The organism is Cognatundibacterium curvum (assembly GCF_014284235.1).
Taxonomy (GTDB): Bacteria; Pseudomonadota; Gammaproteobacteria; order Burkholderiales; family Burkholderiaceae_D; genus Undibacterium; species Undibacterium curvum.
Genome location: NZ_JACOGD010000009.1, coordinates 39,326 through 62,215 on the forward strand (window position 1 = coordinate 39,326; position 22,890 = coordinate 62,215).

The following is a 22,890-nucleotide window of genomic DNA, read 5'->3' on the forward strand; positions in this document are numbered from 1 at the left end:
TTTTTATATGTTTTTTTAGTACTTTTACATTTCTGCAACAGTGCCGTATTTTTACTTAGTTTTTTTTGTCACTGGTATTTCGCCATGCTATATTCTGCGCAGTTCAGAATTTCGCAGCACAGATTTATAAGGCGGTAGTGCAAAAAAACGGTACTCATACCGTACACTGAGGAGACGCGCGTTTTTCATATAAGCTGAGTGACTGGCCCCAGGCCAGCCAACTAAACAGCCAAAAACGCGAAAAATTTTTAAAGGCGCATCGGCAGATGCGCCTTTTTTCTTTGTGTATTCATTCTGTAGAGTGGGCTGTTAATATATCGCTCATACCTTGCATGCTGAGCTAAGGAGCCGATCCGCTCCCGGCCCTGACTGTGCACAGTTTCAAGCTTCTATTTGTTTTTCATCTTTACAGAACCAGGTATGACAAAAGCTGAATCCGAGCTGTTCGACTCCATCATCAGCGCGCCGTTTGGCGCGATGGGCATACGTACCGCGCAAGGGGTGCTGAGCGAGCTGGTGTATCTGCCTCCGCGTTTCGCTGAAAAAGCAGCGCCGGACGCACTGAATCAGCAGATACATCAGCAATTGCGCGCTTATTTCGGTGATCCGCATTTTCGCTTTTCCCTGCCTTTGCAGCCGCGAGGCAGTGAGTTCCAGAACCGCGTCTGGCAAGCGATTGCCGCAATTCCATGCGGTAGAGTGCTCACCTATGGCGAGGTCGCGCGACAAATACGCTCGGCTCCGCGCGCAGTAGGGCAGGCTTGTGGTGCCAACTGGTATCCGCTGGTGATTCCCTGTCATCGGGTGACTGCGGCCGGTGGTCTGGGTGGTTTTGCGCACCATGATGATGAAAGCGGTTTTCATCTTGGCGTAAAACGCTGGTTACTGGCCCATGAAGGTCTCACTCAGTATGGCGCTTAAGACGACTGCTGCGCTGACCGGACGTCGCCGTGGCCGGGTACCGGTGCAGACGATAGCGCTGAGTATGACGGTACAGGCGCAGATAGACAGTTTCTGTGACACGCTGTGGCTGGAAGAGGGCCTCTCCAAAAATACGATAGAAGCCTATCGCAGTGATCTGCGTTTTTTTGCTGCTTGGTTGCAGCAACATGAAGTCAGTGATCTGTACCAGGTCGGAAGTACGGAATTAAACGCCTACCTGTCTGAAAAAAATCCTGGCTCACAATCCAGCAGTGCTAACCGCCGCCTCAGTGTGCTCAAACGCTTCTATCAGCTCGGCGTGCGCGCTGGCAGCCTGAGTGAAAATCCGACAGAAAAACTACGTTCAGCCAAAGCTGCACAAAAACTGCCCAAGTCTGTCAGTGAAGCGCAGGTGGAGGCCTTGATACAAGCGCCGGATGACAGTGCAATTGGTTTGCGCGACCGCGCAATGATAGAGTTAATGTATGCCTGTGGTTTGCGGGTCAGCGAACTGGTGCAGCTCAAAACCACCGAGGTCGGCCTGAATGAAGGCGTGCTGCGGGTCACCGGTAAAGGAAGTAAGACCCGCCTGATACCGTTTGGTGAACATGCGCGCAGCTGGTTAGAAAAATATCTGCAAACGGCACGTCCTGCCATCCTGCAAGGGCAAATCGACGATGCACTGTTTGTCACCGCACGCGGCGGCGCCATGACCAGGCAAATGTTCTGGGTGCTGATTAAAAAGTATGCACTTCAGGCCGGCATCCGTTTATCACTGTCACCACATACCTTGCGTCATGCGTTCGCCACACACTTGCTGAACCATGGTGCCGACCTGCGCGTGGTTCAGCTCTTGCTTGGTCATGCGAACATCACTACCACTCAAATTTATACCCATGTGGCTAAAGAACGCCTGAAAAAGCTACATGCGGACCACCATCCGCGTGCTTGATCTGGAATATATTTAAATTTTTCCATACGTTTTTATACGTAGTTCAGTTAAATTTTTGTAACGAAGTAAGATGTTTTTGCTGCTTTTGTTACGAAACTAATATTAAAAAAGTAAGTAAACAGGTTTTTAACGCCCCGATTTTACAATCTGTGTTCTATAAACAACAAATTCCTAACACTATTTAAATATTGTTTTTATTGAAATAAATATAGGATTATTTGGTTAAGTTCTGTTTAATTGCCTAAATATTTTAAGAAGAAAATCCAGCGCAAAATAAAACAAAGAATTTTATGGCACAACTGCATGCATCATTTTCCTGAGTGGAAAATTTCTGCTGAGTCGAAAACAGCAAACCCGCATAATCAGATTTCCAGAGAATTGACACAAAGTAGTTGCAGGTAAGGTAGTTGCCATAATTTGGAAGTCATTTCTAGTGCTGACTTGAGGAGAGATGCAGTCAGTGTCTGGAGCTGTTCATTTTATAAAGATAAGAAAGGTAATTCATGAAACTCAGCCGTTTAGCTTTGGCATTGTCCAGTATAGGATTCTGCACGATTGCCAGCTCCGCTTTTGCGCAGACAGCACTGACAAAAGAAGAGGAAAAAAAGAAAGACAATACGCCGATACAGCGTGTTGAGGTCACTGGCTCAAACATTAAGCGCGTCAATATTGAGACAGCATCGCCGGTGCAGGTGATTTCCAAGGACGAGATAGTACGTAGCGGCGCAACTTCATTGAATGACGTACTGCGTAATGTATCTGCCAATATTGGCGGTATTGATGAAAACCGTACCAATGGCTTTACCGCAGGCGCTGCTGGCTTGAATCTGCGCGGTATCGGTAGTCAGGCGACTCTGGTGCTGATCAATGGCCGTCGTCTGGCAGCCTATGCACAACCGGAATACCAAACTACTTTCGTTGATCTGAATTCTGTGCCTATCGGTGCGGTAGAACGCGTAGAAATTCTGAAAGATGGCGCATCCGCTATTTATGGCTCTGAAGCGATGGCCGGTGTGGTCAACATCATTCTGCGTAATAACTATCAAGGCGCAGAAATCAGCGGTTCTTATGCCCAGTCCCAACGTAGTGACGGTGAACAGTTGCGTTCATCGCTCAGCTACGGTTTCGGTAGCCTGGTTGAAGATCATTACAATGTGTATGCGACTCTGGATGTGCGTCAGGTCAAGCCTATGTTTATCAATAAACGTGATGGCTATCTGAGCACAGAAGACCTGCGTCCATATGGCTACAAAGATAACCGCTCGATTTATACTTTCCCAGGTAACATTTACTGGACCGATAAAGCGACAGGAAAATTTGTTACCCGTCCTTTGGGTAATAACTGTCCGGCAGATAGCCTGGTTCCGGCATCTACTGTATTCGGTGCCAATTCCATCGGTAATGTCTGCGTCTACGATGATCTGAAAGACAGTAAATACAACTCTGCCGGTAAAACCGACCGCGTTGGCCTGACTTCACGCGGCACCTGGCAAATCGATTCGACCACAGAAGCGTTTGCTGAATTGATGATCAACCAGAATAAAGCAGTGGTGTCTGGTGTACCGCACTGGTTTGCTGGCCAAAATGGTCAGCCTACACCAGCTCTTCCTATCACCCATCCACAATATCCTAAAGATCTGATTGATCCGGTCACAGGTAAAACACTGGCTGGTGGTAACGGTACAGTGCGTGTCCGTGCATCGCTGAGCGATTTCCCTGGCCAGGGTCTGGATAATACGACCTTGTTTACCCGTGTACTGACCGGTGTAAAAGGCACCTACAAAAACTGGGATTGGGAAACTGCGCTGATGTTTAACACCAGCAAAGTCGATTCCAAAGCAAGCAGCGGTATTCTGGCTACGCCATTTATCAATGCTTACAAAAACGGTACTTTCATCTTTGGAAATTCCGCTGGTAACGCGGATTTGCTCAAACAAATCGTCACTGACTCAGCCAGTAACTTTAAGTCTGGTATGTATCTGTGGGATGGCAAGCTGACTGGCGATCTGTTCCAGTTGCCAGCTGGTGCAGTGTCTGCGGCGTTTGGTGCCGAAGCACGTCGCGAAACACTGGAAGTCAATCCATCTGCTTTGTCTGTTGCGGGTGAGTTGTATCACCGTGCGCAGGAAGAGCCTGGCTATAAGCGCGCCAGAAATATCGCTTCTGTTTATACAGAATTGAATATTCCGCTTTTGAAACAGTTAGAAGCATCGTTTGCAGCGCGTTACGATAACTACTCTGACTACGGCAATTCGACTACACCTAAAGCTGGTTTGAAGTGGAGCGTCACACCTGAGCTGGTGATTCGCGGTACTTATGCAACTGGTTTCCGTGCGCCGACACTGGTGGAAAACTCTTCTCAGATTAAAAAAGCTTTCCTGTCTTATCGTGATCCTGCACGTTGTAACGATAACTTCCAGGCTGGTTGCCAATGGAGCAGTGCGTATGAAGGCGGCTCGAATCCAGATCTGAAACCAGAAACGGCAGACAGCTTTACGCTGGGTCTGGTATGGGAACCAACTAACTGGTTCAATGCGACACTGGACTTCTGGCAAATCAAGCGTAAAGATGAAATCTCTACCTTTGATCTGGCAACTGTGCTCGCTAATCCTGGTCGTTACGCCGGTAATTCTGCTGCAGTGATCACCCGTGATCCACTGACAGCTGCGGATGCTGCTGCAGGTGCGAAAGCGGGTGAAATCACGAATGTACGCTTGTTGTTGACGAATATTGCCCAGACCCGTGTACGCGGTGTGGACATGACACTCAATGGTCGCTTCAATGGTGGTGAATACGGTAAGTTCACGCCAAATCTGAACGTGACTTACAACCACTCGTTTAAAACAGCACCTGCTCCAGAAGCGGAACAGATCGAGTTTGCCGGTACCCGTGGTCAGCCACGTGTGATGGCAACTTTGGGTCTGGGTTGGGAAAAAGCTGCATGGCGCGCATCGGTAGATGCAAACTATGTGGGCAAAATGTCAGCAAAAGACGACTTCACCCAGCCATGTACGTTTGAGCAGCAAGGTTTTGCGAATCTGTGTGGCGATATCGGATCCTTCACTACGTTCAACGTAGGCGGCAGCTATTCCGGTTTGTATAAAAACCTGAAGCTGAGCTTCGCGATCCGTAACATTCTGGATCGTATGCCACCGTTTGCGCCTAGCCCGACTTCTACTCAGGCAGTAGCTGCTTCATCGCTGCACAGCACAGTTGGTCGTTACTTCATGTTGTCCGCTGATTACAAATTCAAGTAATCGCGATGATGTGATGAGTGTCGGAGCCATACAGCTCCGGCACTCTTTTTTTTTCTGCCTGTTCAGTACCGGCAGAGTTATACCGAACCAGGAGACCTCATGAAATATGCTATGAGCCGCGCTTTATTGTTAGGTGCGACACTGATTTCCAGCGTATACGCACCTGCCGTGTACGCAGACCCATCCATACCTATCTCAGATTTTTATAAAAAGGCGCAATATAGCGGCCGCCCGATTTTATCGCCGGATGGACAAAGTATGGCGGTGCTGACGCCACGCAATGGCCGCACTGTGCTGGCAATCATCCGCCTGGACTCGCGTACGCCAAAGATCATCGCCTCCGATCCTGACTGGGATATCGTGAGTCCGGTATGGGTCAATAACGAGCGCCTGGCATTCAGCCTGAGCAAGGGCAGTGATGTGGTCTATGAGCAGCAGACCGGTGGTGGAATGTTTGCCGTTAATACCGATGGTTCCAAGTTCAGAAAAATCACGCCGACCATCAAAGAAGCCATGTCCAACAATTTGCCGTATAAACCTTACCGGATGTTGGCAAGGGTAGGCGGGGACAGTGCAGATCTGATCGTGGTGAACAATGAGCGTGGCCGCAGCGCGGAATTAGGCGCATCGGACGTGTTACGACTCGATACGGTCACTGGCCGCACCAGCTTGCTGACTTTTGATAATCCTGGAAAAATTGGTTCCTGGACGCTGGATCATAATCGCGTGATCCGTGCTGGTATCGCATTAGACGTTGAAGCAGGCAGTAAGCGCATTATACAAAGCGTGTACTACCGTGATGACGAGAAGTCTCCCTGGAAAAAAATTCATCAGGCCTATGTCGATGAAGGAAAGACGATGCAGATCGCTGGTTTTGACTACGATAATAAAACCATGTTTGTCGCCGGGCGCTTTGGCGGTCGCGATAAAGAAGCGATACATATCTGGGACTTCGCTAAAGGAAGTGCAGGCGAAATCATTGCAGATCATCCACTCGTGGATGTAGAGAGCCTGCGCTTTGATAATGCCCGTAAAAAAGTGATAGGTGCTGTAGTTGATGGCATGAAGGCAGAAACTATTTTCTTTGATGAAGATTACGCCAAACTGGATGCCGCATTCCGCGCCAGTTTTCCAGGCCAGGAAGTGGATTTTCAGTGGGCTGGAAAAAATGTGGTGTTGTATGTATCGAGTGCCACAAATCCGGGTTCCGTGTATTTCTATGACACTGAGAAAAAGAAGCTGGAACCTTTATATGTCATGAAGCCTGAACTCGAAGGGAAGAAACTATCGGATACTTCGGTCATTTCTTATGCTGCGCGGGACGGCCTCAGTATCCCGGCTTACCTGACTCTGCCTGAAGGTAAAGCTGCGAAGAAGCTGCCGCTGATCGCCTATGTGCATGGTGGACCGCATGCACGGGATGAATATGGCTATGACCCTATGACTCAGACCCTGGCATCTCGCGGTTACGCCGTGCTGCAGCCGCAGTTCCGCATGTCTACCGGCTTTGGCTGGAAACATCACACGGCAGGCTGGAAGCAATGGGGTCTCGCCATGCAGGATGATGTGACGGACGGTGTGAATTATCTGATTAACCAGGGTATCGTCGATAAGGATCGTGTCTGTATTATCGGTGCCAGCTATGGTGGGTATGCGACTATGTATGGTCTGGTCAAAGATCCCGACTTATACAAGTGTGGTGTGAACTGGGTGGGTGTCACAGACGTCAAAATGCTGTTTACCGTGAATTGGTCCGACATGTCTGGTCCTTATATGGATAATCTCGGACGCTTAATGCATGGTGATCCGGATAAAGACGATGCTTACTTTGCGAAGTCGTCTGCGATCGGCAATGCCAGCAAAATCAAGGCGCCGGTATTGATGGGTTACGGTAGTGAAGATGTGCGCGTACCGCTGATACACGGCGAAAAAATGCGCGATAAATTACTGGCCCAGGGTAACACGGTGGAATGGGTGGTGATGGTAGGCGAAGAACACAACTGGTATCGCGAAAGTAACCGGATTAAATGGGGCGAAATGGTCACACGTTTCCTCGATAAGTATATCGGTGACGGCGCAGTAAAAAAATAAGTCAGTCAGCGGTAAAAAAGGCGGAATTCATTTCCGCCTTTTTTTTGTTTAGTATCGCAGGAGAACACAGCTGTATCAACAGATTGGGAAAGATCGGTATTGACGCCTATTTTTTGCCGCATTAGGCTGTCGGTCTTGATATCCAGTAGCATACCGGGAGTATAGTTTGGCAAAAAAAGAGCATGTATCAGAAACGCCCGCAACGCAGTTTCTGAAGAAAAAAGGCCTCAGTTATTCGGAACATCCGTATGCGTATGAAGAGCATGGTGGTACGGCTGTCTCATCGCGAGAGCTTGGGGTGGATGAGCATTGCGTGATTAAAACACTGGTGATGCAGGATGAAGCGGCAAAGCCCTTGATTGTGCTGATGCATGGCGATTGCAAAGTATCGACTAAAAATCTGGCACGCCAGACTGGCCGAAAAAGTATAGAGCCTTGTAAGCCTGAAGTCGCGCAGAAACACTCAGGTTATCTGGTCGGTGGGACCTCGCCCTTTGGCACCAAAAAAATCATGCCTGTGTATGTCGAGGAAAGCATATTGAGTCTGCCGCGCATCTACATCAATGGTGGGCGCCGTGGTTATCTGATAGGAATTGCACCGCAGATTTTGATTGATGCCTTGTCCGCACAGGCTGTGCGTTGCGCATTAGAAGAGTAATTTTAGTCAGGTATAGGATAGAATTCTGGCTTTACATCCGGGCGGGCTTGCGTATCCAGTCCTGGTCCTGCCGTGTGGCAGCTCATCTCTGAAGGAAAAAATGTACACCTTAATTGCAATGCTTCTCGCCTATCTGATTGGCTCTGTTTCTTTCGCTGTTGTTGTCAGCTATGGCTTTGGTTTGTCTGACCCGCGCACCTATGGCTCTAAGAATCCCGGTGCAACCAATGTACTGCGCAGCGGGCATAAAGCTGCTGCGATACTCACCTTACTGGGCGATGCGCTCAAAGGCTGGTTTGCGGTCTGGCTGGCGCAGCATTTCAGTGAACAGTTTGGTCTGGACACGCTGGCATTGGCAGGTGTGGCACTGGCCGTATTTATCGGACATTTGTGGCCGGTATTCTTCAAATTTATTGGCGGTAAAGGCGTCGCGACTGCCGCTGGGGTGCTGATCGGTATTAATCCATGGCTGGGACTGGCAACGCTGGCAACCTGGCTGATCATTGCTTACGCCTTCCGCTATTCTTCACTGGCGGCATTAATCGCCTCTCTGTTTGCGCCTCTGTATTATGGATTTTTGTTTGGCCCTGACACGATGATGCTGGCCGTCTTCATCATGTGCGGTTTGCTGATTTATCGCCATCGTCAGAACATTGCGAATCTGATGGCGGGTAAAGAAAGTAAAATCGGTAGCAAAAAAAAATAAACCTGAACACTTCTATGCCATGGGAACCCGGTGCTTTCATGGCTGAGACGTACATCGCTGTTGCTGTTAAATAAAAAAATTTCAATTTGGTAATTTCTCAACTATCATCAATTAGCAAGATCCGGATTTATTCAATTTTTTCCAGGAGTGCAATGATGATGAAACTTCTTCAGTTCAAAATTTTTTTGCAAGTGCTGCTGTTAGTCGGCGGCTTAAGTGCTGGCTTAACATGGGCGCAGGAACAGGGTACGCCAGCGGAAGCAAAAGCGATGGTGCAGCGGACTATCGAGAGTATGAAAAAAAATGGTATTGACAGTACCGTCGCTGACGTAAATAAAAAAGATAGTAAGTATCAGGACCGTGATCTGTACATTGTTGTGTATGACATCAACGGTAAAAATCTCGCCCATATCAATTCCAAGATGATAGGCAAAGATCTCTCAGATCTGAAAGACGCTGATGGTAAGTACTTCGTACGTGAGCGCATAGAACTGGTGAAAAAGAAAGGCAGTGGCTGGCAAGACTACAAATTCGTCAACCCGGTTTCTAAGCAGATAGAGCCAAAATCTATGTATGTCGAAAGGTACGAGGATGTGATTGTAGGCTGTGGGGTCTACAAAAAATAATAAGTACTGAGCCTATCCATGTCGGGTTTGGTTTGACCATGCAAGGCATGGATAGGCGGGCGATGGAATTAGGCTGGTTGCAGTTCTTGCAGTGGCCAGCGCGGACGCACATTAAATCCATAATCGGTGGTTGCCAGTGCCGGATTGTTTTTCAGGCGCATCGCTCCCGCGAAGGCTATCATGGCACCATTATCGGTACAGAATTGCAATTCAGGGTAATACACGGTAAAGCGCTTTTTACTGGCGGCTGCATTCAGTGCTTCTCTTAACTGCCGGTTAGCGCCGACGCCGCCCGCGATCACCAAGCGTTTCAAGCCTGAGTGTTTCATGGCATTGACACACTTGGCCACCAATACATCCACAATGGCTTCCACAAAGCCACGCGCGATGTTTTCCTTATCCGTCTGGCTCAAAGGCGTTTCTGATTTTTTGACGACGGTCAGCACCGCAGTTTTCAGACCGGAAAAGCTGAAGTTAAAATCCTTGGAGTGCAGCATAGGCCGTGGAAAAGTGTGGACGCCAGTCTGACCGCGCTCCGCCATAGCTGAAATGGCGGGGCCGCCCGGGTAATCCAGACCAAGTAATTTGGCAGATTTATCAAAGGCTTCGCCTGCTGCATCATCCAGGGTTTCACCCAATAACTGATACTGGCCCACACCATCAACCCGCATCAATTGCGTATGTCCACCCGAGACCAGTAAGGCGATAAATGGAAATTCTGGCGCGGGTGTTGCGAGTAAGGGTGACAGCAGATGGCCTTCCAGATGATGCACGCCGAGTACAGGTTTATTCAGTGCCATGCCCAGGCCACAGGCAAATGAGGCACCCACCAGCAGCGCACCCGCCAGGCCAGGGCCCTGAGTATAGGCGATGGCATCGATATCCTGTTTGTGCTTGCCTGCCTTTTGCATGACATCCTGCAGCAAGGGAAGTGCACGGCGTACGTGATCGCGTGAAGCCAGCTCGGGTACCACACCGCCATATTCCTGATGCATCGCGATCTGTGAATGCAGGGCATGTGCAAGCAGACCGTGCTCGGTATCATACAGAGCCAGTCCGGTTTCATCACAGGAAGATTCAACGCCTAAAACTATCATGGGAAATACTCAAAAATGACTACATGCCAGGGCAGCATGCAAAGGCGCGATTATACCTTCGTCAGAGTTTCAGGGTGAGCCGGCGCGGCTAATTGGTAGGGCAACTCAAAATAAAAAGTGGCACCCTGACCTGGTATAGATTCGAAACCGACCTGACCGCCCATATGCTCGACCAGCTCACGAGTAATCGCTAATCCCAATCCCGTGCCTCCTTTTTCTCTGGTATCAGAGGAGTCAGCCTGTGCAAACTTCTGGAATATTCTGCTTCTGAACTCTTTTGGGATGCCATTTCCCTTATCTGTCACGCTGATGCGTACATGCTGATGGTGCAAACTGGTAGAAATCATCACTGTTTCCTGCTGCGGGGAATATTTAATGGCATTCGACAGCAAGTTGGAAATAATTTGCATGAAACGTTGACTATCGACGGAAATCAGGACGTCGGGCACAGGTTCACTGACAGCCAGTCGTATCTGCCTCTGCGCACCAAAGGTGGTATTGGTTTCCACCGATTGCTGCAGTAAAGCGTTTAAGGCCAATTGCTGGATATGGAAGTGCATTTTTCCTGCGCTGAGCTTCTCCATATCGAGCAGATCATCAATCAGATAAGTCAGGCGCTGACTGTTTTTACTCGCAATATTGAGCAGCGGCGTCAGGCTGTCGGGCAAAGTACCGGTTGCACCGCCCAGTAATAAGCCGAGCGCGCCGGAAATGGAGGTCAGTGGAGTACGCAATTCATGGCTGACAGTGGAGATAAATTCACTCTTAATGCGATCCAGGCGTTTTCGCTCTGTGATGTCGCGCATCAGTCCTATGTATAAGGGACGTCCCTGCCGGGTCACCGCAGATACCGACAGATCGAGCGGAAAAACATTACCATCTTTTTTTCGTGCTTCGATTTCCTGTGCCGCCCCCAGCACCGCATGTCCTTCCAGTTCGCGTCCCTGAAAAAGATGCGCGCCTACTGGCGTATGCTCAGGTAATAATACGCTGAAATGCTGCCCTGTCAGTTCATCGCGCTGATAGCCAAAGATATTGGCGGCGGCTGGATTTACCGCATCTATCCTGCCTTTGTGATTGACAGTGATGATCCCGTCGAGCACATTGTCGAGTATCGCCTGGGTATGTGCAGCCTGATCCTGCATCGCCTGTTCGCTGGCTTTGGTGATGCTGATATCCTGAAAAATCCCGTACAGTTTGTGGATCTGGTAATCCTTAAACTGGGCTAAACCGATCACGCGTACCCAGCGTTCATTGCCTTTGGCAGTGATGATTTTGAATTCAGAGTCAAACTTCTGCCCCTTGTTTAGTGCATCATAAAGTAAGCTCTTGATGCGCTCCCTGTGCTTTCCTTTTTTGTAAAAATTCAGTGCCTGCTCGGTATCGCACTCAAAATCTTCAGCCACTTCGTGTATTTGCCGCGTAACTTTACTCCAATACAGTTTTTTGTCTGATAAATCGTACTCCCATGTGCCGATACGTGCGGCGGCATTTGACTGTTCCAGTAATTCGTAGGCATGCGCCAGCTGTTCTTCTGCCAGTCGCTCCTGCGTCACATCCTGGTGACTGCCAGACATCAGCAGTGGGGCGCCGTCATCGCTCCAGTTAACGACGCAGCCACGATCTCTGACCCATATCCAATGTCCATTCTTGTGGCGCAGACGTGTGGTCAGGTCGTAATACGGAACCTCACCACTGAAGTGTTGCTGAAGTAAGCGACTGGCTATTTTGAGATCATCTGGGTGACAAAGATTGAGCCAGGTTTGTGTTGTCGTCGGTGATAATTCTTCCAGGGTATAGCCCAGCATTTCCGCCCAGCGTTCGTTAAAAATAGTATTGCCCGAGGGAATATGACATTCCCAGGTACCGATATTGGTGCCTTCTATAATATTGGCGAGGCGCTTTTCACTTTCTTCATGCTGGCGCTGTATGCGGTCAGCATTCACCAGTTGACCTACCGTGATTTGCATAGGGTGCATGAAATCAGCCAGTTCCCTGGTATAGCCATTCTTGCGGTTCGCCAGGCCTATCATGGCCACTAATTTGCCATCGTGGTGTACCGGTATGCCCAGAAATGTCCTGAGTTCAGGATGCCCTTCCGGAATACCCGTGGCACGCGGATCATTGTTGGCATCGTTCGCAATCACGACTTCCTGGCTCAGTAACACATACCCGAATAAGGTGCGCGTATTGGTAAATTCCAGACCACTCGCATGATTTTTCTCAACGAATTCCTTAGTCGCCTTATTCCATGCGATATCGGTAATGGAATAAGTTTTTAAATAGGGCGAGTTCAGTTTGTCATACAGCACTTCACCGACAAAGCCGTATTCGCTTTCGGTCAGTCGCAGCATGTCTTCCAATAGCGTGTCGAAGCCCTTGCTACGTTCTTTTCCTTTAATGAATTGCGTTTGTGCTTTCGCAATCGTGGCATTCATTAATTCCTGCATCGCGAGGGAATGGTTCAGCTCCATGCGTCGCAGAGTCACATTCACCCAGTCGCCCAGAATATTGATGAACTCTTTTTCTGTACCGGAATAGGGATTGGCGCGTGCGACTTTATCTGAAAATCCCAATGTGCCATAACGCTCCCCATCCATGAATAAGGGAATGCCGATATAGGTTTCCTGTTTAAATTGCATGTAACTGGGATGCAGCCGGTACGGACTGGTGAACACATTTTCCAGCGCAAACACACCATGTTCGCGGCTCACCAGGTCAGAGTAGGTCTCCGAACGCGGGAAAATCTGCCCTTCCAGATTGTCGCAGGTGTCAGGATGCTGTACCAGGATTTCCATTCTGTCGTCTGACAGCTTACGTGATATCACGCCGGTGGTGAGCTGCAGATATTGACATCCCAGCGCCAGTGTTTCACGCAATAGCGTGATCGGGTCCTCAAAGCTCAGCGAAGTAATTCGGGTCAGCGTCAGCAGCGCATCATGCTGACGTTGTGCCTGCTGACTGGCAATTTCATGCTCCACACAAGCCGCAAGTTCAAGCAGAATTTTTTCTTCATGCGCACTTAGCTCACGCGGCTGATCGTCGATCAAACACAGACTGCCCAGTCGTTGTCCGTTTGGGGCGTGCAAAGGCGCACCGGCATAAAAGCGGATAAATGGCGCATGCAGCACCAGAGGATTATCCGCAAAACGCGGATCTTTTTTTGCATCTCCGACCACCAGTAAGTCGGAAGAAAGTATGGTATGTCCGCAAAAAGAGATATCTCTTGGTGTTTCACAGACATCCAGGCCCTGTTTTGATTTTAACCACTGACGGTTGGTGTCAACCAGAGAAATCAATACTATTTTGCACTGAAACAGCTGTCGCGCCAGTCTGGTCAGCCGGTCGAAGCGCTCTTCGGGCTGGGTATCAAGCAATCCACATTGCCTCAGTGTTTTGAGGCGTAGTTTTTCGTCATGAGGAAGTTCCGGTGGCTGCATAACTTAAACTGGCTGTCAGGTGAGGTCGGTGCTGAGCAAAGATTGCAGAACGATGCTGAATCTCAATAAAGCTATAGCATTGCCTGCTTTTTTGCTTCGATCGAAAACAAACATAGCATTGCCTCAGAAATATACTTCATTTAAGCAATATTAATGCGAAGCTTATATCTTTTTTCTGAGAAATGTAGGCTAAAAACCAGAGAATTATGTTTTTTGCGACAACGGTATGTGCAAGTTCATCCACTCTTGCAGAGAGTTACCATATAAGGGTTTGCTGAGCAGGTAGCCTTGCATGGCGTCGCAACCAAGTTCGGACAGGGTTGTTTTTTCCTGTTCCTGCTCTATCCCTTCTGCCACCACGTGGAGGTTCAGCCCATGCCCCATTTCTATGATGGTTCTGACTAATTTTTTAGTGGCTTCCGCATGCTGAATGTCCGACACAAAGCTGCGATCGATTTTCAATTCATTGACCGGTAATTTTTGCAGATAGGCGAGTGATGAATAGCCAGTACCAAAATCGTCGATAGACAGGCCTACACCGGTATCTCTGAGCCTGTTGAGTAATTCTATCGTCGTTTGCGGATCTTCCATGATGCCACTTTCTGTCATTTCGATTTTGAGCAGATGGGGCGCAACATCATATTTTTTAAGCAGGCTCACGACACGCTCAGGAAAGCTGCGATCTCGTAAATCATAGGTGCTGACGTTGACTGCGATACTGAGATCCGGGTAATGCTGTTTCCATGCATGGAGTTTGAGTAAGGCGCTGTCCAACATCCATTGCGTTACGATGCTGATATAGCCGGTTTTCTCGGCAAAGGGGATGAAGTCTGCCGGCGAGATGAAGCCGCGTTCCGGATGCTGCCAGCGCACCAGTGATTCAAATCCATAAATTGTACCGCTTTGCAAACTCTGTTTTGGCTGTAGCCACATCTGCAGTTCCGATGCTTTGACTGCGGAGCGCAAATCGGATAGCAGGCTTAAGTGGCTAAGGCGTGATGCTTCCTGTGCATCGTTATACCATGCGCTTTGCCGCGTATAGCGCTTGGCTGCATACAGGGCGACTTCCGCATTGCGCATCAGGCTGATCAGACTGATTTTTGCTTCTGTGACGATAGCGAAACCATAGACCAGACTGACATCAACAGCATGTTGATGGCAGCGCACAGGCTGACTCATCGCGGCATCAATCCGTTCAAACAGTTCTGTCACGGTGTCTTTATGACGCGCCGGTATCAGCAGCGCAAAGGCGCCACCGGTCAGCTTGGTCAATAAATGCGTCTGGCCTGAATCAAAGGCTTGAGTGACCTCCTGGATACGCTTGGCAACATCCGTGATGACATAGTCGCCGGTATCAAAACCCAGGGTTTCATTGATAGTTTTCAGGCGCGCCAGATCCATCAGTATCATGCCGTAATGCTCCAGCTCCTGATGTTCAAATGCTTTTAGCAGATAGGTCCGGTTCGGCAGATGTGTGATCGGATCGTAATACGCAAATTGTTCGATATCGGTTTCACGCTGAGCAATTGCTGCCGACATCAGATTGAGCGCCGTACCTACCCGCGTGACTTCCTCGGTGTTACTGGCGGGGACTTTAGACGTATAGTCACCGGAAGCGATCCGTAATGCATTTTGTTCCAGAATGGCTAAGGGCTTAATCACGCTGCGCGTGGTCAGCCAGGCGAGGATGGCCGCAAACAGGATGATGACTGAAGAAAGAATAATGACGAGAAAGCCGGTTTTCTCTAACTCATCCTGGGATTGTAGCTGGTGCTGCTGCACCAGTTTTTGCTCGTAGTCGAGCAGGATTTTTGATTCTTGCAGTAATGCAGACAGGGCAGGCTGCACATCTTCAACGAAGGTTTGCTTAGCGATTTCCTGTCCCTGATCTTCAAGCTGATTCACCATCTCGTTGAAGATGCGGTAATAATTTTCCTTACGCAGTTTCAGTCTTTGCAGGTTGTCCAGCTGCATCTGATCGGTCAGATTAGTTTCCAGCGATTCGATCAGGTCCGTGATTTGGCGGTTTTTAACATCCACCAGCGCATACTCAATTTCGCGTTTTTCACGACTGGAAGTCAGTAACTGCAGTAAGGCATTACTCACGCTTTCGGCAGACAGACTTAGCGCCTGAACATCGAGCAGGCTGCGCATTTCTTTTTGAGTGAATTCCTTATTCCTGGCTGTCATTTTCTGAATTTGTGAAAATGGCATCAGTATCAGCGCAGCAATCAGTATCAGGAGCAAGCCATAGCTGATAGCAAGCCGAACGCCGATGCGGCGGAATCCTAATTGGTTGATCAGTTTTTCTAACAAGGCTGCTTTCCCGTTCGTGCTGGAGTAAATATGTCAGACAGAAATAAGCCCTTGTCCCTCAGCTATGAGGATAGGCAAGGCGCTGGCTCGCGAAATTTGCATCAGCATGCCCATCGTTCAGCTTATCTGTAAAAGCTATTTGACAAAGTATTATCATGCTTTGGTGGCGGTTTGATATCAGTGTTGACATGTACAAAAGTATATCCTTACTTTTCAGCATCATCGATATTTTTTAAGTCCTTTGTTGCACTGTGGGCGGGGAGTGTAACCTGCTTAGCACCAGATCTGTGATCAAGTCTTCGGCAGCCTGAAAATCCTGTTCCTGTAGTGCCGTATGGCCCAGCACCAGCCCCATTTGAGTGGAAAAATCGGCATAGGACTGGGTCATGGCCCAGATGGAAAACAACAGGTGAGCCGGATTGAGGGCAGCCATTTTGCCTTCACTGATCCAGCGTTCAAAAATCGCGATGTCTTTTTGCATCAAAGGCTGGATTTTCTTTTGCATCGCATGGCCATATACCGGCGCACCGCTGATTACTTCCATCGCATACACACGTGAAGCCTGAGGCTGTTCGCGTGAAAACCTGAGTTTGGCGGCAATATAGCTGCGCAGCAGACTGGCGGGCTCCTGACTCTCGTCTGCCAGTATGTCCATTTTTTCCAGCCATTGATCGAGTATCTGATCGAGTACGCACAGGTATAAGGCTTGTTTACTGGAGAAATAGTAGAGCAGATTTTGTTTCGATAAACCTGCTCTGTCCGCAATATTCGCCAGACTGCTGCCTGCGTAACCCGATTCAGCAAACACGTCGATGGCACAACGCAGTATTCTGGCTTCGGTCTGATCGCGCAGATCGCTCTGCTTTTCTGTACGCTCATTCGTACGTTTCTCTGTGCGCTTGTCCATCTCACAGACTCCGCAGAAAGTGCTGCAATAAGGGCGCATCACACCAGGCGATATTGAAGCGCCACCAGGGATAGGACGATTCCTGCAGGCTGAAGAAGTGATCCGGTGCCAGCAAAATACCAGCCTCTTGCGCCATTTGTGTGAGCTGATGCACGTTCTGTGTTGCGTTTGGCAAACCGGCACTGACAAACATGCCGCCACGTGGTTGTGCCAGCAATTGCAGGCCTGCGCTTTGCAATATCTGCTGTGCCTTTATCTGCCCTTGGTCCAGCTGACGCTTCAGCCTTTCCGTCATACGCCGGTACTGGCTGGAGCTTAGCGCATGTAGTACCGCACGCTCATTGATTTCTGAAGTGGTCAGCCCAGCCAGCATTTTGATGCGTAGCAACTCACCGGTGAGCGAGTGCGAGGCGCAGATAGAACCTACCCGGAGCGCAGGCGACAGCACCTTGGAAAAACTGCCTACCCGTATCACGCGCCGCAAGCCATCCATGGCCGCCAGCGAAGGCTCAGGCCGTGGGCACAATTCACGGTAGATATCATCTTCCACCAGCCAGAAATCGAACTGCTCAGCCAGCGCGAGTAAGCGATGTACCTGGGGCTGACTCAGACTGGTGCCGAGCGGATTTTGCAGCACCGTGTTGACGAACATGATTTTAGGCTGATGCAGCACTGCTTTCTCTGTCAGCACATCCAGTTGCAGACCGCTGGCATCACGCGGTATGCCAACCGGTATGCAGCCATGGTGGCGGATCAGAGAGATCAGATTGCTGTAGCCCGGGGTCTCCACCAGGACCACATCGCCCGCTTTGCACAGGGTACGCAGGATCAGGTCAAACGCATGGGTCGCACCATGCGTGAGTAGTATCTGTTCGGGATCGACTGCAAATAAGTCTTGCGACAAAGTCTGCGCCAAATGCTGGCGCAGGCTGGGAAAGCCTAAGGGATTGCCATAGCCACGCAGTCGCTGGCTGGGGATGCGCATCGCCTGACGCACCGAATCGAGTAAGGTGTCGTCGCCATACCACTCCGGTGGCAGCCAGCCAGAACCGACAGGCAGGGCGGTCGAGACGCCGGAATACAAATCCGGACTCAGCGCATCCTGCGTCAGCTGCGGACTAGGCACAGCCGGACTGGCCAGGGTGGCAGGCCGGTTCACAAAATAGCCGGAACCACGGCGTGAACTCAGCAAGCCCAGCGTAATCAGCCGCTCATAGGACTCCACCACAGTAAAGGTACTGACCGCATTACACTTCGCAAATTGACGCACCGAGGGCATCTTGCAGCCCTGAGTCAGTGACTGTTGCCTGACCAGCTGACTGACTTCCTGCACGATTTGTTCGACCAGGCTGGTGCTTTTGCCGCGCTCCAGATGTAGTCTGGGCCACTGCTGGACAAGGTCTGCCGGTCCGGCTGGTTTTTCAATCACGTCCATCGCGACACCTTTTTATCTGAACACTGGTTCTGACTGTACAGCTATCCTGAACTGTACGGTTGGGAAAATGAGTGGCTGCTGTATATGTCAAGCCTGCATAAGCTTATTTAGGATTTCAACATACTTTTACCAGTTGGTAAATTTTTTCAGGGGAAAGCATATGCTTAACAAACAACAGCTGAATGCCTACTGGATGCCATTCACAGCGAATCGTGATTACAAAGAGGCTCCGCGTGTGGTGGCATCGGCAGCAGGGATGTATTACCGCGATCAGCAAGGACGTGAAATTCTGGATGGCACCGCCGGTCTTTGGTGTGTGCCACTGGGACACTCGCATCCAACCATCGTGCGTGCGGTGCAGCAGGCAGTGGCGACGCTGGATTATGCACCCGCGTTCCAGATGGGCCATCCCGCTGCATTTGAGCTGGCGGAGCAACTGATCGCTTTCAGCGGTCATCAGTTTGGTCAGGTGTTTTACACTAATTCCGGATCGGAGGCGGTGGATACTGCGATGAAGATGGTGCTCGCTTATCACCGTGTACGTGGCGAAGCGCAGCGTACCCGTTTCATCAGCCGTGAGCGTGGTTACCATGGCGTCGGTTTTGGCGGTATGTCAGTCGGTGGGCTGCCGGCCAACCGCAAACACTTCGGGAATTTACTGGGCGGGGTGGATTATCTGCCGCATACCCATAACCTGGAAAAAAATGCGTTTAGCCGTGGCTTACCGGAATACGGTACTCACCTCGCGGACGAGCTGGAACGTATCGTCGCCTTGCATGATGCATCCACTATCGCAGCCGTCATCGTCGAGCCCCTGTCCGGTTCGGCCGGTGTGATTCTGCCGCCTAAGGGTTATCTGAAGCGTTTGCGCGAACTGTGTGACAAGCACGGCATCCTGCTGATTTTTGATGAAGTGATTACCGGCTTTGGCCGCATGGCGACGCCGTTTGCAGCCGATTTTTTTGATGTGCGGCCTGATCTGATGACGACGGCCAAGGGTCTGACCAATGGTGTGGTGCCTATGGGGGCTGTATTCAGCCGTTCCATGATTTACGACACCCTGATGCAGAGCCCGGCCGGTATTGAGTTCTTCCACGGTTATACCTATTCAGGTCATCCCCTGGCCTGCGCTGCCGGACTGGCTTCGCTGCAGGTCTTCAAAGAAGAAAAAGTGCTGGAGCATGCGCAGAGCATGACGGCGTACTGGGAAGATGCACTGCACTCGCTCAAGGGCTTACCGCATGTGATCGACTTACGCAATGTCGGGCTGATTGGTGCGATTGAGCTGGAATCTATACCGGGCAAACCCGGCGCGCGCGCCATGGCAGCTTACAAGCAGGCATTTGCAGAAGGTGTACTGGTCAGAACCACCGGTGACATCATCGCCTTGTCGCCACCGCTTATCCTGGAAAAACAGCATATTGATCTGTTGTTCGGCAAATTACATCAAATCCTCAAGAACCTGGCTTAAGCATGAAGACCTATCAAGTAGAACATTTTATCAATGGCAGCCTGCATCAGAGCCGTTTGCCACGTTATGCCGATATCTTTAATCCGGCTTATGGCACGGTACAGGGACAAGTGGCGCTGGGTGATACGGACGATGTGGCGCTGGCGGTGGCTGCGGCTAAACAAGCTTTTAGCGGCTGGGCCAATACACCGGCACTGGCACGTGCGCGTATCCTGATGAATTACCTGAATCTGCTGCATCAGCACAGCGATGAGCTGGCCGACATGCTGACGCGTGAACATGGCAAAACCACGGCCGATGCCAAAGGTGAGATTGCACGTGGCATAGAAGTCGTGGAGTTTGCGATTGGTATTCCGCAATTACTGAAAGGGGAATACTCAGAGCAGATCGCACGTGGCATCGATGCCTGCAGCATGCGCCAGCCGTTAGGTGTGGTGGCCGGGATTACGCCATTTAATTTCCCGGTCATGGTGCCGATGTGGATGTTCCCGATTGCACTGGCTTGCGGGAATACCTTTATTTTGAAGCCCTCAGAACGCGATCCTTCACCTTCGCTGCTGCATGCGCGCTTACTGCGCGAAGCCGGTTTGCCGGATGGGGTATTTAATGTCGTGCAGGGTGATAAGCAAGTGGTGGATGCTTTACTCGATCATCCCGATGTGCAGGCGATCAGCTTCGTCGGTTCCACGCCGATTGCTGAAGCGATTTATGCGCGCGGCTGCGCTAATGGCAAACGGGTGCAGGCACTCGGCGGTGCCAAGAATCATATGGTGGTGATGCCGGATGCCGATCTGAATATGGCGGTCGATGCCTTGATGGGCGCGGCCTATGGCTCTGCGGGTGAGCGCTGCATGGCAATTTCAGTTGCGGTGGCAGTGGGCAGCGCAGCCGATGCGCTGGTAGCGCGCATGGCAGAACGGGTGCGTGAGCTGAAAGTGAATCATGGCAAGGCGGCTGATGCAGAGATGGGGCCTGTGATCACCAAAGCTGCACAACAGCGCATAGAACACTTAATCACTGAAGGTGTACAGCAAGGTGCGACGCTGGTGGTGGACGGGCGCGGCTATGTGGTGCCAGGTTGTGAACAGGGCTTTTTCACCGGCGGCAGTCTGTTTGATCATGTGACGCCTGATATGAGTATTTATCGTCAGGAGATTTTTGGCCCGGTCTTATGTGTGCTCAGGGTGCCCGATATGGCGTCCGCGGCTGAACTGATCAATCAGCATGAATATGGTAACGGCGTCGCTGTATTTACCAGTGATGGCGGTACCGCACGCGAATTCGTGAGGATGATACAAGTCGGCATGGTGGGCGTGAACGTGCCTTTACCGGTACCGATGGCATTTCACAGCTTTGGCGGCTGGAAGCGCAGCCTGTTCGGCGATCATCATATCTATGGCCCGGAAGGCGTGCGTTTCTACACCCGTCTGAAAGCCGTGATGCAGCGCTGGCCCGACAGTGTCAGTAAAGGTACGGAATTTGCTTTTCCCCAAATGAAGTAAGTTTGCAACGCCAGGCTTGCAGCTGAACTGCAGGTCAGGCGGCACAATTGAGCACTTAAGTTGATTCATGTTTCAGGATGTACCTATGTATATGTAGCAATGATATGTAGCAATGACGATAGGAGCCACCCATGTTGGAAGCCTTAAAGCATCTTGCCTCAACCTCCGCAGCATCAGCATCAAAATCGGCAGAACAGACTGAACTGCTCAATCGCTTCAATGATTTACAGCCGCCGCTGAATGCGCGTCAGGCTGCGCTCGAAAGTGCGCGTTGTCTGTACTGCTACGATGCACCTTGTACCCGCATCTGCCCGACAGAAATTGATGTGCCTTCCTTCATACAGAACATCGCCAGCGGCAATCTGCAGGGCGCCGCGACTGGCATTTTGCAGCAAAACATACTGGGTGCGAGTTGCTCGCGTGTGTGTCCCACCGAGATTTTGTGTGAGCATGCCTGCGTGCGCAATCATGACAGCGAAGCAGCACCGGTGCGTATCGGCCTCTTGCAACGCTATGCGCTCGATCATGCCGGCTTCACTTCCCATCCATTTCAACGCGCAGCTGCGACTGGTAAAACCATTGCCATCGTTGGCGCGGGGCCGGCTGGACTGGCCTGTGCGCATCAGTTAGCCATGCATGGACATGAAGTAGTGATCTATGAGTCGCAAGCCAAAGCAGGCGGCCTCAATGAATACGGCATCGCACGCTATAAGCTGGTGCAGGACACGGCGCAGCGTGAAATCGAATTCCTGCTGGGCATAGGCGGCATTCGCATCCTGTGCAATCAGACACTGGGGCAGCAAATCCATCTGAGCGATTTGCGCAGGGATTATGACGCGGTTTTTCTCGCAATAGGGCTGGGTGCCAGCCGTAGGCTTGGGCTGGCAGAGGAAGATGCACCCGGCATGTTGCCTGCAGTCGACTATATCGCTGAACTGCGCCAGAGCCAGGACTTATTGGGACTGGCTCTGCCTGCACAATGCGTGGTGATAGGTGCCGGTAACACTGCAATCGACATGGCGGTGCAGATCGCCCGTCTGGGTGCAGAGCAGGTCACATTGGTGTATCGCCGTGGTGCACAGCAGATGTCCGCCACCGCACACGAGCAATCGATTGCGCGTGATCATCAGGTCAGAATCATGACCTGGCACCAGCCGCAGCAAGTGCTGCTGAATGCGCAGGGCCAGGTGAGCGGACTGCGCGTGGTGCAGACGCGCGAACATGCGGGGCGTCTGATTGCCGATGGTGCCGTCACAGATATTCCGGCGCAGGCAATCTTTAAAGCGATAGGGCAGACGCTGGATACGCAAACCTTCAGCGCTGGTGATGCGAGTGACATCCTCATCGAACACGACAAAATCCGGGTCGATGCACAATACCGCACCAGTCTGGACGGTGTGTATGCGGGTGGCGATTGCATCGCTGCCGGCCTGGACTTAACGGTGCAGGCGGTACAACACGGAAAGCTGGCTGCGCTGGCGATCCACTCTGATCTGAATGCGAAGGTGTGA

At 50.7% G+C, this 22,890-nt stretch carries 15 protein-coding genes; 10 read left to right on the forward strand and 5 right to left on the reverse strand.

Annotated elements, in window-relative coordinates; all coding sequences use genetic code 11:
* Window positions 1-420: 420 nt before the first annotated feature.
* The 7 genes from H8K43_RS16230 (at window position 421) to H8K43_RS16260 (ending at window position 9,211) form a co-directional block, all read left to right on the forward strand.
* Entirely contained in the window at window positions 421-921 is a 501-nt protein-coding gene (locus H8K43_RS16230; RefSeq protein WP_186904808.1) for a methylated-DNA--[protein]-cysteine S-methyltransferase, read from the forward strand.
* 64 nt (window positions 922-985) lie between these two features.
* Window positions 986-1,873 carry a site-specific tyrosine recombinase XerD gene (gene xerD / locus H8K43_RS16235; RefSeq protein WP_186904896.1) on the forward strand — a complete coding sequence of 296 codons (888 nt, stop codon included), beginning with the start codon at window positions 986-988 and terminating at the stop codon, window positions 1,871-1,873.
* Between the two features lie 503 nt (window positions 1,874-2,376).
* Window positions 2,377-5,130: a TonB-dependent receptor gene (locus H8K43_RS16240; protein ID WP_186904809.1), complete on the forward strand. Its 2,754-nt coding sequence runs from the start codon at window positions 2,377-2,379 to the stop codon at window positions 5,128-5,130.
* Between the two features lie 99 nt (window positions 5,131-5,229).
* Window positions 5,230-7,221 (forward strand): S9 family peptidase, encoded by a 1,992-nt coding sequence (locus tag H8K43_RS16245; RefSeq protein ID WP_186904810.1) that lies wholly within the window; start codon window positions 5,230-5,232, stop codon window positions 7,219-7,221.
* 166 nt (window positions 7,222-7,387) lie between these two features.
* The gene (ybaK, locus tag H8K43_RS16250) at window positions 7,388-7,879 is read left to right on the forward strand and encodes a Cys-tRNA(Pro) deacylase (protein WP_186904811.1); all 492 of its coding nucleotides are present in this window, start codon (window positions 7,388-7,390) and stop codon (window positions 7,877-7,879) included.
* Between the two features lie 100 nt (window positions 7,880-7,979).
* On the forward strand, window positions 7,980-8,585 hold the full coding sequence (gene plsY / locus H8K43_RS16255) for a glycerol-3-phosphate 1-O-acyltransferase PlsY (protein WP_186904812.1): 606 nt from the start codon (window positions 7,980-7,982) through the stop codon (window positions 8,583-8,585).
* 155 nt (window positions 8,586-8,740) lie between these two features.
* Window positions 8,741-9,211 carry a cache domain-containing protein gene (locus tag H8K43_RS16260; protein ID WP_230404051.1) on the forward strand — a complete coding sequence of 157 codons (471 nt, stop codon included), beginning with the start codon at window positions 8,741-8,743 and terminating at the stop codon, window positions 9,209-9,211.
* Window positions 9,212-9,279: 68 nt separating this feature from the next.
* Here the strand turns inward: H8K43_RS16260 and tsaD are convergent, their stop codons facing one another.
* The 5 genes from tsaD to H8K43_RS16285 all read right to left on the reverse strand — a co-directional run bounded on the left by tsaD (window position 9,280) and on the right by H8K43_RS16285 (window position 18,406).
* Window positions 9,280-10,308 (reverse strand): tRNA (adenosine(37)-N6)-threonylcarbamoyltransferase complex transferase subunit TsaD, encoded by a 1,029-nt coding sequence (gene tsaD / locus H8K43_RS16265; protein WP_186904813.1) that lies wholly within the window; start codon window positions 10,306-10,308, stop codon window positions 9,280-9,282.
* A gap of 50 nt (window positions 10,309-10,358) precedes the next feature.
* The gene (locus tag H8K43_RS16270) at window positions 10,359-13,685 is read right to left on the reverse strand and encodes a PAS domain S-box protein (RefSeq protein ID WP_230404053.1); all 3,327 of its coding nucleotides are present in this window, start codon (window positions 13,683-13,685) and stop codon (window positions 10,359-10,361) included.
* A gap of 267 nt (window positions 13,686-13,952) precedes the next feature.
* The gene (locus tag H8K43_RS16275) at window positions 13,953-16,064 is read right to left on the reverse strand and encodes a putative bifunctional diguanylate cyclase/phosphodiesterase (protein ID WP_186904815.1); all 2,112 of its coding nucleotides are present in this window, start codon (window positions 16,062-16,064) and stop codon (window positions 13,953-13,955) included.
* 232 nt (window positions 16,065-16,296) lie between these two features.
* A complete protein-coding gene (locus H8K43_RS16280; protein WP_186904816.1) occupies window positions 16,297-16,971 on the reverse strand; it encodes a TetR family transcriptional regulator C-terminal domain-containing protein in 675 nt (224 codons plus the stop codon).
* A 1-nt stretch (window position 16,972) separates the two neighbouring features.
* Window positions 16,973-18,406: an aminotransferase-like domain-containing protein gene (locus tag H8K43_RS16285; RefSeq protein ID WP_186904817.1), complete on the reverse strand. Its 1,434-nt coding sequence runs from the start codon at window positions 18,404-18,406 to the stop codon at window positions 16,973-16,975.
* Between the two features lie 160 nt (window positions 18,407-18,566).
* Between H8K43_RS16285 and aptA the strand changes: the two genes are divergently transcribed.
* The 3 genes from aptA (at window position 18,567) to H8K43_RS16300 (ending at window position 22,890) form a co-directional block, all read left to right on the forward strand.
* Window positions 18,567-19,877, forward strand: a complete 1,311-nt coding sequence (aptA, locus tag H8K43_RS16290) for an omega-aminotransferase AptA (protein WP_230404055.1) — start codon at window positions 18,567-18,569, stop codon at window positions 19,875-19,877.
* Window positions 19,878-19,879: 2 nt separating this feature from the next.
* Window positions 19,880-21,379 carry a CoA-acylating methylmalonate-semialdehyde dehydrogenase gene (locus H8K43_RS16295; protein ID WP_186904818.1) on the forward strand — a complete coding sequence of 500 codons (1,500 nt, stop codon included), beginning with the start codon at window positions 19,880-19,882 and terminating at the stop codon, window positions 21,377-21,379.
* A 131-nt stretch (window positions 21,380-21,510) separates the two neighbouring features.
* Window positions 21,511-22,890, forward strand: coding sequence for an NAD(P)-dependent oxidoreductase (locus tag H8K43_RS16300; protein ID WP_186904819.1), 1,380 nt, complete (start codon window positions 21,511-21,513; stop codon window positions 22,888-22,890).